We start from the raw sequence: 11343 nt of genomic DNA on the forward strand, positions 1-11343 counted from the left end.
GACGCTCGACCTCACTCCTCACAGCGGCGCGGCAAGAGGCAAGAGTATGTTCGCCAACCCCGTCTGCAAAATCTAGCAGAGATCTTTCGACCCCACACTGGAGCTCTGATCCGCTCCGGATCGCCTTGATCCGCCTGCAGCCCTATGCCGCAGGCGACAATGGCCGCGCAAAGCTGAGCTCGTGGCCATCCGGATCGGTCAGGTGAAAGTAGCGTTCGCCCCACCGGGCATCGCACGGCCTGGTCGTGGGCTGGCATCCGGCCGCCAATGCGCGATCGTAAAATGCATCAACGTCGGCCACGTAGAAAATGATGCGCCCCCACCAGGACCACTCCCGCTGCTCAGGCTGGGCAATCAGGTTGAGATAGCCGGAGCCCGCCCGAAAGCTGGTGAATGAAGCGGTTTCGCCGCCGTACCGCATTTCGAAGCCGAGTGAGCGGTAAAATACTACTGCATGCCGCATATCGTGGGTAGCGAGCGTGACTGCGCTGATCCCTTCGATCATCACCGCACCTCCTTCGCGAACTGAAGCGGCCTCACGCCAATAGCGTCGACCGGCCGCCGATCCACGTTTCGACGACCTCAAACCTGCTGTTGAGGGCGACGAGGTCGGCGCGGTAGCCGGGGGCGACGGAGCCAAGCTCCGATGCTAGGCCCAGGAACGTGGCCGGCGTGCGCGAGGCCATGATCAGCGCGTCGGCAATTCCAACGCCGAGCAGTGCGACGGCGTTGCGCACGGCATCGATCATGGTCAGATGGGCGCCGGCGAGCGTGCCTTCGGGACCCGTCAGGCGATCTCGTTCAAGCGTAATCTCCCGGCCTTGCAGCAGGAATCTCCGCTGATGCGTGCCGACCAACGGCATCGCGTCTGTAACCAGCATCAGGCGATCACGTCCCTTGCAGCGGAGCGCGATGCGCAAGCTTGCGGGTTCGACGTGAAGGCCGTCGCAAATGATCCCGGCAAACAGCCTGTCGTCATCGAGCGCGGCGCCGACCACGCCCGGCGCCCGAGCCGTAAGCTGCGACATCGCATTGAACAAGTGGGTGATACCAGTGACCCCATGATCGGCAGCCTGCCTGAGCTGGCTTGCCGCTGCGTCGGTATGCCCTGCCGAAACTCGCAATCCGGCGACGACGAGTTCATCAATCAGCGGCTGCGGCACGCATTCCGGCGCCAGCGTCACAAGCGAGCGACCGCAATTGCCAAATCGCTTCATCGCGGCAAGATCGCGCGGGTCGGGCACCCGAATCTCGGATTCCAGGTGAATGCCCTTGCGTGCCTTGTTGATCGCGGGGCCTTCCAGGTGAAAGCCGAGCACGCCTGGAATCTGCGATGCGCCGGGCGCAATGGCGGCGAGACGCTCCATCACATCAATGCGATCGGTGATCAGCGTCGGCAGACACCCCGTCGTTCCTGCCTTACGGTGCGCTTCGACGATACGGCGTACGCCGGCCGCGGTCGGCTCGTCATTGAGGAGAACGCCGCCGCCACCGTTGACCTGGACATCGATAAATCCCGGCGCCAGGATCGCGTCGGCGGGCAGTGTGATGGCGTCGGGCCGCGCCTGAGTTGCGAATCTGACATCCTCGATTCGTTCGCCGGAGATGGTGACCAGCGCCGGCCCTCGCAGCGCCGCTCCGTCGAAGAGCTGCGGCGTGGCAATCGTGAAGGTTGTGGGAGCACGGGAATGATCCATGATGTTCGTCCGCGCGAAGCCAATGTGCCACAGTTAAATCGCTGCCCATGAACCCTATATCGACTGAACCCGCCAGGTAAGATTTGAACTGAGCTCTGCCGGCGGGTGCCCATGGACCCGGAACCAGGTTCCTGCGTTGGAACGGCATGATGACGAGAGGTGCGCTGTACCTTGGGATTGATGGCGGCGGCAGCCGCTGCCGCGCCCGCATTGAGGATGAAGATGGTGCGGTGTTGGGCGAAGGCGGGTCGGGACCGGCCACGACGCGGCTTGGCATCGATAACGCCTGGCGCTCGATCATGCGTGCGAGCGAAGCCGCAGCCGAGCAGGCGGGATTGCCGCGCGAGGATTTTGCGCGAATGCACGCAGGCATCGGCCTCGCGGGCCTCGGACGTCGCGGGGCCGAAGCGGCCTTGAAGGAGATTGTTCACCCGTTCGCGTCCGTCCGCTTCATCAGTGATGGTGTTGCCGCCTGTCTCGGCGCTCACAGCGGGGCCGACGGCGCCATCGTCGTCGCTGGGACCGGATCGATCGGTGTTGGGCTGATGGGAGGACGCGAGCTCCGCTTCGGCGGCTACGGCTTTCCCATTTCGGACGAAGGCAGCGGCGCCGATATCGGGCTGCAGGCGATCAGGCTCGCGCTCCTCGCTGCCGACGCGCGCGGCGAGCTCTCGCCGCTGCTTGCCGAAGTGCTCGGCGCCTTCGACCACGATCCCAGCCAGGCAGTGGCCTGGTCCGAACAGGCGACTGCGACGGATTATGCAACCTTCGCGCCGATGGTGCTGCGGCATGCCGGCCAGGGCGATCCGATCGGCCGACGCATCGTCGAACGGGCTGCGGACGCCATCGGCGATCTCCTCGACATGTTCTTGCGAAAGGGCATCGAGCGGCTGTCGCTGGTCGGCGGGCTGTCCGAGCCGATCGCGCCCTGGTTGACGCCGGATCTGCGCGACCGCCTCAAACCTCCCGATGGCGACGGTGTTTCCGGCGCGCTGCTGGTGGCGCGGCGGGGCCTGGGCGAGGGGGAGAATGCGCCTGAACGCGCGGCGGCTTCCGGCTGCCCGGTTCCAAATCTCTGACAGGAGCGGATCGCGCATGGCCACAGAAGAAGTCGATCCTCGCTTTGCGGACCTCGACGCCTGGTCACTCGCTTCCGCAATGGACGCGATGTGGGAGGGCCAGCTCGCCGCGGTCGCGGCGATCGGCCACGCGCTGTCCGCCATGACCGCCGCGACACATGCAGCCTACGAAGCGCTGGGGGATCGCGGACGCCTGGTGTATGTCGGCGCCGGCACCTCGGGCCGGGTGGCGGTGCAGGACGGCGCCGAGCTGACGCCAACCTTCGCCTGGCCGCGCGAGCGGCTTCGCTTCATCATCGCCGGCGGAGAGAGTGCATTGGCCACCAGCGTCGAGGGCGCCGAGGACGATGTCGCCGATGCCGTCAAGCAGGTCGATGCGGCAGCGCTCTCGCCGCATGACGTGGTCATTGCCGTTTCGGCCTCGGGCACGACGCCGTTCACGGTGGCAGCGCTGCAGCAGGCCGGCAGCTACCGCGCCGTCACCATCGGCCTTGCCAACAATCCCGGCACGGCGCTGCTTACGTCCGCAAACTATCCGGTCCTGGTCGAGACCGGACGCGAGCTGATCGCCGGCTCGACGCGGATGAAGGCGGGCACTGCGCAAAAGGTCGTGCTCAACCTGATATCCACCGGCATCATGCTGCGCCTGGGCCGCGTCTATCGCGGCATGATGGTCAACATGCCGCCTACCAACGCGAAACTCAAACGTCGCGCCGAGATCATGGTCGCCCGCATCGCCGGTTGCAGTGAGGCGCAGGCGGCGAAAGCGCTCGATCAGGCCGAGGGCGACATCAAGATGGCCGCGCTGGTCGTGCTCGGCTACGACAAGGCGGAAGCCGAAAGCATTCTTGCAGGCCACAAGGGCAATCTTCGGCGTGTGTTTGCCGAGCTCGCCGAGGGCCGCGGCGAGTGATGCGGCGTTCTGGCCGTGCAGGAAAGATGGAGCCCGTGAGCCATGGCTGACGTCGCTTACTCCGCGATGGCGCGCGAGACCTGTGAAAGCGCGGACGTCGTCTCGCGGATCGTGCGCAACCGCGATGGCATTGCCGAGATCGCAAAATGCCTGGACATCGGTACCGCGCCGCTTGCCGTACTATGCGGCCGCGGCAGCTCCGGCCACGCCGGCGTGTTCATGCGCTATCTGATCGAAACGCGGCTGCATTTGCCGGTATCGGCCAGCGCTCCCTCCGTGATCACCGCTTTTCGCAAGCCGCTGACGCTACGCGACGCGTTGTTCATCGTGGTCTCGCAGTCGGGACGCAGCCCCGATCTGGTCGCCGCGACGCAGTCCGCGCGGGCCTCAGGGGCGCGAACGATTGCCATTGTCAATACCGTGCCGTCGCCGGTCGCGGATGCCGCTGAATTCGTCATTCCGATCGAAGCCGGGCCCGAGCATTCCGTCGCCGCCACCAAGACCGTGGTCGGCTCGATGGCCGCAGGGGCTGAACTCGTCTCCGAGCTGGCCGAGGATGCGGCGCTGAGGTCGGCCCTTGGCAGACTACCGGAGCGGCTTTTTCGCGCGGCGACGCTCGATTGGTCCAAGATATCGGATGATCTCGCCCGAGCCTCCGCCGTGTTTGTCGCCTCGCGCGGGCTGGGTCTCGGCTCGGCGCGGGAAATCGCACTCAAGCTCGGAGAGATCCTGCGGCTACCGGCGCTCGGCTTCAGCGCCGCCGAGCTGCAACACGGGCCGCGCGCCGCGGTCTCCACGAAAACGCCTGTTATTCTTATGCGTTTGATGGATGAGACGGCTGCCACAGTGGATCAGGTTGCGGCCGAACTGTCCGAAAGCGGGGCGGCGTTGCATCTGTGCGGTGGCCCCAAGAGCACGCTGCCCTGGCTCGGCGACGATGATCCCGCAACCGACGCCATCACCATGCTCGTTCCGGCCTACCGCTTGATCGAACGCACCGCGCGCGCCTGGGGCTTCGACCCGGATCGTCCGCCGCAGCTTTCAAAAGTGACGGAGACGTTCTGAACGGCTCGGGCGTACTTAGTCTGCAGCCCCGTGAACGGGTTCAACGCGACCGCTCAAATTGTCGGCTTGCGAGACCCTTTCTCCTGGAGGAAGTTGCGCTTTGCTGCCTCCGTCCGGCTCAGTTGCAGACACGGGAGGAATTTCCATGAAACCGATAGGGAGCGTTTTCGCTGCAGCGGCATTTGCGGGCATATTAGCGACGTCAACTCCGGTCGCGAGCGCTGCGGCCGAACCCGGCAACCAAATCACGATCCTCTACGACGCGTTTGGCACCGACGCCACGATGACCAAGGACTGGGGCTTCTCGGCCCTGGTGGAAATCGCCGGAAAGCGCATACTGTTCGACACCGGCGACAACGCCGAAATCTTCGCGGCGAATGTCAACGCGAAAGGCGTCGACCTCACCAAGCTCGACTTTGTCGTTCTTTCGCACCGGCATTCCGACCACATGGCAGGCTTGAGCCATGTCCTGAGCGTCAATCCGACCGTCAAGATCTATGCTCCGAAAGAGGGATTTGGCATCTATGGCTCGTCGCTGCCGTCCAGCTTCTATCGCAAGGACGAGTCACTGCCACCAGATATGCGGTATTACGGCGGCAAGCCGCCGGAGGTCATGAAATTCGGCTCCGCGTGGCCCGACGCTCACTTTGAGCTGATCGATCAGACGACCGAAATCGCGCCCGGCATCACCTTGCTGGCGCTGGTGTCCGATGCGCCCGGGACGAAGGAGCTCAAGGAACTCTCGCTTGCCGTCAACACGTCTGACGGGATGATTCTTGTAGTTGGCTGTTCGCATCCTGGAATCGAGCGGATAGTGGAGGCGGCTGCCGCCATCAACCCGAAAATTCACCTGATCGTGGGCGGCTTCCATTTGGTCGTTGCACCTGACGATGTGATTGCAAAAGTCGTGGACGCACTCAAGGAGCGCTTCAAGGTCGAAACCATTGCGCCAGGTCACTGCACGGGCGAGCCGACCTTCGCGGCCCTGAAGAAGGCCTTTGGCAAGAACTATCTCTACGCCGGGCTCGGTACGTCAATTCCGCTCGGAGCAACTGCGGGCTCTGACGTGAGGCGCGGCGAGGGGCCTGCGCAAGATGACCTCGCCACCTATCGCAAACTTGCCGCTCGCGAAGATCCTTTTGGCATCATGCGGGCGCAACAGGCGCGGTTGGGCGGGAATCTCTGAACGCTATTTCGGCACGCGGCCCATCAAATAGAACTCGTCGTTGGGCCGCATGCCCGTGACGTTTGCCATGCGGTTGGACAGAGCGAAGAAGGCGGCGATCGCCGCGATATCCCAGATATCGTCATCGGAAAAGCCATGGCCGGAGAGCGACGCAAAATCCGTCTCCGACAGCACATGCGCCTCCAGCGCAACCTTCATCGCAAAATCGAGCATCGCCTTCTGGCGCGGCGTGATGTCCGCTTTTCGGTAGTTGACGGCAATCTGATCCGCGATCAGCGGGTTCTTGGCGCGGATGCGCAAGATCGCGCCGTGGGCGATCACGCAATACTGGCATTGGTTGGCGGCGGATGTCGCCACCACGATCATCTCACGCTCGGCCTTGGAGAGCCCGCCTTCCTTGTCCATCAGCGCATCGTGATAGGCAAAGAATGCACGAAACTCGTCGGGCCGGCAGGCAAGCGTCAGGAACACGTTCGGAATGAAGCCGGACTTTTCCTGCACGGCGAGCAGGCGGGTGCGAATGTCCTCCGGCAATTTGTCGATCGGCGGCACGGGAAAGCGTTTTGCGGGCGGCTGGGTCATGGACAGGATTCCGGGTCAGGTCGTGCGAAGGCGTTGCACGAAACCATAATCGATCGCGGCATCGGCGCAACCGGGATCGCTTGCGCCGGCCCTCCGCTCCGGCGGGGTGACCTCCGCGCCTGCGCTTCAATTTTCAACCGGCAGGCCGGCGGCTTTCCACGCCGTCCACGATCCCGGCACATTGGCCACGTGTTCGAAGCCATGTCGCTGCAACAGGCTCGCCGCGATGGAGGCGCGATATCCGGTGCCGCAATAGGTCACGATACATTTGTCGCGAGCAAGCCTGCCGGCTTGCCGCTCCAGATGTGGCACAAAGATGTGCCGCGCGCCCGGCACATGACCGCGCTGCCACTCCTCCTCGCTGCGAACGTCGAGGACGAGCACGTCATCGTCGCGCCGGCGCGCCTCCAGTTCGTGCACGGTCCATTGTGGGGTGCGCGCGAGAGCAAGACCCGCATTTTGCCAGCTCGTCATGCCGTCGTGCAGATAGCCCTCGACCTTGTCAATCCCGATGCGGAAGAGATGAGCCGCCACGGCCTCCAGGTCGCGGACATGCTCGACCACCACCGCAACCCCTGTTTCAGGGTCGAGTACGCGGCCCGCCCAGGTGGGGAATTCCGGTCGCAGCGCCACGTTGAGTGCACCTGGAATGTGGCCGCCCCCGAACGCCAGGATCGAGCGGCAGTCGAGAATCGTTGTTCCTCCTGCCTGCCGCCGCTGCAGCTCCGCCGGTGGCAGCGGCGGGACCGGCGGCACTCCGCCCCGGATCGGCGCGCCCGCCGCATTGAGGTTCTTCAGCCGGGCATAATGAGCCGGCGGCTCCGGCATTCCACTCAAGAGCCAGGTCACGAACTCCGACTGCGAACGATCCTGAAGCGCGGGATTGAACAGACGCTCGTTTCCGATCGTGCTTTGCAGGCGGTCGCCAATGGACTTTCCGCAAGCGGATCCGGCACCGTGGCACGGAAACACCTCGATCCGGTCGCCGAGCGGAAGCAGTTTGCGAAACAGCGAATGGTGGAGATCGGCGGCCAGCTTCTTGTCTGTTCCATGACCCATAAGGTCGGGCCGACCCACGTCCATGTTGAACAGCGTGTCGCCGGTGAAAACACCAAAGGGCTGGTCGCCCTGGTTGCTGTCGAACGCGAGCAGGCTGACATGTTCGGGCGTGTGGCCGGGTGTATGCAGGACGTGCAGGCTTACGCCGCCGAGGCCGATCCGGTCGCCCTCGCGGAGCCGGCGTAGCTTGAACGCGTAATCCCCATCGCCGCCGGCGATGTCCGCGCCCGTGCGGGTGGTCAGCTCATGGGCCCCGGAAACAAAATCAGCGTGGATATGCGTTTCGATGATATGGGCAAGACGCAGCCGCCGGTCCCTCAAGGTCGACAGATACACGTCCACGTCCCGTCGCGGATCGATGACGGCGCCAACACCTGCGGCATTGTCGCCGATGATGTAGGACAGTTGGGCCAATCCGTCGGTTTGAACGCGTTCCAGAACCAATCCCATCCGGGGCCTCCTACCGCAAAACGCGTGGGTGGTCAGGAGGTTCTTCTGTCGCCTGGCAGGAACAAGGCTCGCTGTGAACGTTCACGTTCAGGGGCCGGCGACGGTCACCTTGGTCCTATGCCAGGCGTTATTGACGTATCCCTTGAAGTTCCAGATATCTTCCAGGCGCGCCGGCTGGGTTTGCGCGGCGCTATCCCAGGCGCGGACGACGATTTCATGCTCGCCCGGCGGGAGTTCGAGCTGCGCGTGCCAGATCGTCCAGCTCCAGTGCTGCGAGCTTTTAAGCTCCGCGATCTTCCAGCTTCGTCCATCGTCTCCGGATACTTCCACCCGATCGATCGAACGGCCACCGCTGCTGATGGCGTAGCCGACGACGTTTACATCCCGCGACGCCAGGCGTGAGTGGTCGCTTGGGATGCATATCACGGAATTGACCGGCAACTCCCCCAGCATAAGTCCGGCATGCCAGTCGAGATTCGACTGATCCATGTCGTCGGGGAGCAGCTTGTACGCTTTTTGTTGAAAGAAGTTCGATGACGGCTCCTTCTGAACCGAGATCGTCTGCAGCCACTTGACGCTGCGCGCGCCGATATAGCCGGGGACCACGAGCCTGATCGGGTGGCCATGCTCCCTGGCGAGAGCCGTCCCGTTCATCTCGTACGCGAGCAGCACTTCCCGACTTTTCGCCTTGGATAGCGGAATTGAACCGCCAAAGTTGATACGCTTGCCTTCCTTCTGAACCTCGTCGGCTCCCTCAAACGCGACATGCAGGTCGTCGCCGTTACAGCCTGCCTGCAGCAGAACGTCTGCAAGCCTGGTGCCGCGCCAAACCGCGGTGCCGATCGCGCCCTGTCGCCAGGCCGTTCCCTCCACTTCGTCCACAAAGCTCAGTTCGTCGCGCCGGTTTCCCGCGCATTCGAGCGTTGCGGTGATAACATGCGGTTCGAAGTCGCGGCGGAGGTCTTCAAGCCCCAGTTCCAGCTCCCGTGAGACGAGACCGCAAACCCGAACGCGGTGTTTTGAAGTATCGAGCTCCGGCATCGTCCCATGAGTGCGGACGTAGAATGCTTCCGCGGGTGTCACGAAGGACGAGATCAGGAGATCCAACGGAGGCTCGGCGTTCAGCGGCTCTTGCTTGCGGACGATCAGCCGCGAACCATATGCGATCGGCTTCGGCATGTCCGACACCCCGGCTGCAATGCTCACGACGAGGCAACGTGCGTGGCGGCGCGGGGTTTCAACCCGCTGTCAGACGGAGCACTTCGCCCGGTTGTGGGATCAGCGCAGCGGCTTTTTCAGAAGCGAGAAGCGCTCGGGATCCAGCCCCATCGAGGGCTGCAGCAATGGCGCCTCCGCCGCGGACAGCGAGCGCGCAACGGGGCGTTCCGCGAAACCGGGATCACCGGGCGCGTCGCGATTGGAGGTGGCGCCGCGCCAACGCTCCAGAACCGCGCTGACGAAATGTGTGTCGTGCCCGGCGGCGACCGAGGGCACGGTCGCGATGGTGGCCTCACTGCGCGGCAATTGATGCGGCGGCACCTCCTTGAAGCGCAACCGCGTGGGCAGCGCCACGCCTTCGCCGAAGGCCAGCACCTCGCGGGTGCCGAGCGAGGGCACGAACGACAGCAGATTGGCGGCGGCGTCCGACACCGCCGAGCGCATCAGAGCCTGGTCGCGCTCGTTGGCAAGACGCATCGAAAACAGCGTGTTGCACTGGGAGATGATGGTGGCATCGAGCTCGGCCGGCCGTTGCGTCACCAGCCCCAGATAGACGCCGTATTTGCGTCCCTCCTTGGCGATGCGCGAGATGGCTTTTCGGGTGGGCCCGAACCCGATGTTGCGGTCGGCGGAGGCATAGCGGTGAGCCTCCTCGCAGACGAACAGCATCGGCGAGACCCCGTCGCTCCAGAGGCCGAAGTCGAACGCCATGCGGCAGAGCACCGACACAACGGAGTCTACCACCTCGGCGGGGAAGCCGGCGAGCTGCATCACCGTCATCGGCTTGCCGTTGGCCGGCAGGCGGAAGAGATGGCTGATGACTTCCGCCATGGTGTCGCCGCCGACATTGGCGTTGTCGAACATGAATCCGTAGCGCGGGTCGTTGCGCACGGTTTCGATGCGCGAGATCAGCTTGTGATAGATGATGCGCGAGGAGCGGTTCTCCAGCTTGCCCATCCGCTCGTCGATCAGCGAGATGAGATCGACCAGGCGGTACGGCACCGGCGTGTCGACTGTGTAGCCGACCGCCTTGGGATCGGTGCGCTTCAGGCCCAGCCGGTCGCTGTTCTGATACTGCGTATAGATCGCTTTCGCCTGCGGGATCACTTCCGCGAGGATGTCGAGCTCCTCCGGCACGCCGGGGCGGCCGCCGAACAGCACGTCGACGATCTCCTCGAAATTGAACAGCCAAAACGGCAGCTTCAGATTCCGCGGGTTGAGCACGAGGGAGCGGTTGCCGAAGCAGCGACCATATTCGTTGTGTACGTCGAGCAAGAAGATGCGCAGGTTCGGCCGCGCCAAGAGAATTTCATTGAGCAGCAGCGACACGCCGGTCGACTTGCCGACGCCGGTCGAGCCGAGCACCGCGAAGTGCTTGGAGAGCATCTCCTCGACATCGACGTAGGCGATGACCGAGCGGTCCTGCTGCAGCGTGCCGACGTTGATCTGGTCCGAGCCGGTCGGTGCGTAGATCGTGCGAAGCTCCTGCGCGCTGATCAGTTCGACCGCGTCGCCAATGGTCGGGTAATTGGTCACGCCACGCTGGAACTTCGGCCGGTCGCCAGAAAGAATTTCGCCCAAGAGGTCGACGCCGGCGGTCGCGATATAGGTGTCCGAGACCGGCAGGTCCTCGCAGGAGACGTCGGTGATCATGGCGACGATGGTCGATGAGCCGGACCGGAGGCTGACGAAGCGGCCGACGGTTGCCCGCACTTCACCAAGCGGCATTTGGCTGGCGGTCAATATGCCGACCCGGGCGAAGGAGCCGCGCACCGAAATCACACGTCCAAGAGATGTCACGGCAATCGAACCCGGTATGTCCTTGAGATGAGGTGGGACCACGACTATGCCGGGCTCCGCTGGAGAAACGGTTAAGCCGCCTTAGTAAAATCTCCAGCAATGTTGGTGGTTTATGCTCTCATCCGGCCTATTGGACGAGCCGTTGGCGGCAAAGGGCACGGAAAAACCTGCGAGATTTATTGCTGCGGGCATGCGGGCAGGCGCGTGCCGATTAACCTCGCCTTTACCAATCCTTTCAAACCAGGCCGGTCGGTCCTCCGGCCTGCCGTGGGACAGCGGCCGTGCGATTGATCC

General features: G+C 63.9%; 10 protein-coding genes. 4 read left to right on the forward strand and 6 right to left on the reverse strand.

Going from position 1 to position 11343, the window contains the following annotated elements; genetic code table 11:
• Positions 1 to 142: 142 nt before the first annotated feature.
• Positions 143 to 505: a VOC family protein gene (locus F758_RS0126815; RefSeq protein ID WP_024510771.1), complete on the reverse strand. Its 363-nt coding sequence runs from the start codon at positions 503 to 505 to the stop codon at positions 143 to 145.
• Positions 506 to 536: 31 nt separating this feature from the next.
• The gene (nagA, locus tag F758_RS0126820) at positions 537 to 1697 is read right to left on the reverse strand and encodes an N-acetylglucosamine-6-phosphate deacetylase (RefSeq protein ID WP_024510772.1); all 1161 of its coding nucleotides are present in this window, start codon (positions 1695 to 1697) and stop codon (positions 537 to 539) included.
• A 146-nt stretch (positions 1698 to 1843) separates the two neighbouring features.
• On the opposite strand from nagA, the gene F758_RS0126825 reads away from it, so the two are divergent.
• The 4 genes from F758_RS0126825 to F758_RS0126840 all read left to right on the forward strand — a co-directional run bounded on the left by F758_RS0126825 (position 1844) and on the right by F758_RS0126840 (position 5940).
• On the forward strand, positions 1844 to 2776 hold the full coding sequence (locus F758_RS0126825; RefSeq protein WP_024510773.1) for a glucosamine kinase nucleotide-binding domain-containing protein: 933 nt from the start codon (positions 1844 to 1846) through the stop codon (positions 2774 to 2776).
• A 16-nt stretch (positions 2777 to 2792) separates the two neighbouring features.
• Positions 2793 to 3689 (forward strand): N-acetylmuramic acid 6-phosphate etherase, encoded by an 897-nt coding sequence (locus F758_RS0126830; RefSeq protein ID WP_024510774.1) that lies wholly within the window; start codon positions 2793 to 2795, stop codon positions 3687 to 3689.
• Between the two features lie 42 nt (positions 3690 to 3731).
• Positions 3732 to 4754, forward strand: a complete 1023-nt coding sequence (locus F758_RS0126835; protein WP_024510775.1) for an SIS domain-containing protein — start codon at positions 3732 to 3734, stop codon at positions 4752 to 4754.
• A 145-nt stretch (positions 4755 to 4899) separates the two neighbouring features.
• Positions 4900 to 5940, forward strand: a complete 1041-nt coding sequence (locus F758_RS0126840) for an MBL fold metallo-hydrolase (RefSeq protein WP_024510776.1) — start codon at positions 4900 to 4902, stop codon at positions 5938 to 5940.
• Between the two features lie 3 nt (positions 5941 to 5943).
• On the opposite strand, the gene F758_RS0126845 is transcribed toward F758_RS0126840, so the two are convergent.
• From F758_RS0126845 to F758_RS0126860, 4 genes are all read right to left on the reverse strand, one after another.
• Positions 5944 to 6522: a peroxidase-related enzyme gene (locus F758_RS0126845; RefSeq protein ID WP_024510777.1), complete on the reverse strand. Its 579-nt coding sequence runs from the start codon at positions 6520 to 6522 to the stop codon at positions 5944 to 5946.
• 126 nt (positions 6523 to 6648) lie between these two features.
• Complete coding sequence (locus F758_RS0126850; protein ID WP_024510778.1) at positions 6649 to 8031, reverse strand: MBL fold metallo-hydrolase; 1383 nt, start codon at positions 8029 to 8031, stop codon at positions 6649 to 6651.
• 87 nt (positions 8032 to 8118) lie between these two features.
• Positions 8119 to 9072, reverse strand: a complete 954-nt coding sequence (locus F758_RS0126855) for a molybdopterin-dependent oxidoreductase (RefSeq protein ID WP_245286602.1) — start codon at positions 9070 to 9072, stop codon at positions 8119 to 8121.
• A 237-nt stretch (positions 9073 to 9309) separates the two neighbouring features.
• Complete coding sequence (locus tag F758_RS0126860; RefSeq protein ID WP_035723167.1) at positions 9310 to 11049, reverse strand: ATP-binding protein; 1740 nt, start codon at positions 11047 to 11049, stop codon at positions 9310 to 9312.
• Positions 11050 to 11343 lie beyond the last annotated feature (294 nt).

The organism is Bradyrhizobium sp. ARR65, from assembly GCF_000472385.1.
Taxonomy (GTDB): Bacteria; Pseudomonadota; Alphaproteobacteria; order Rhizobiales; family Xanthobacteraceae; genus Bradyrhizobium.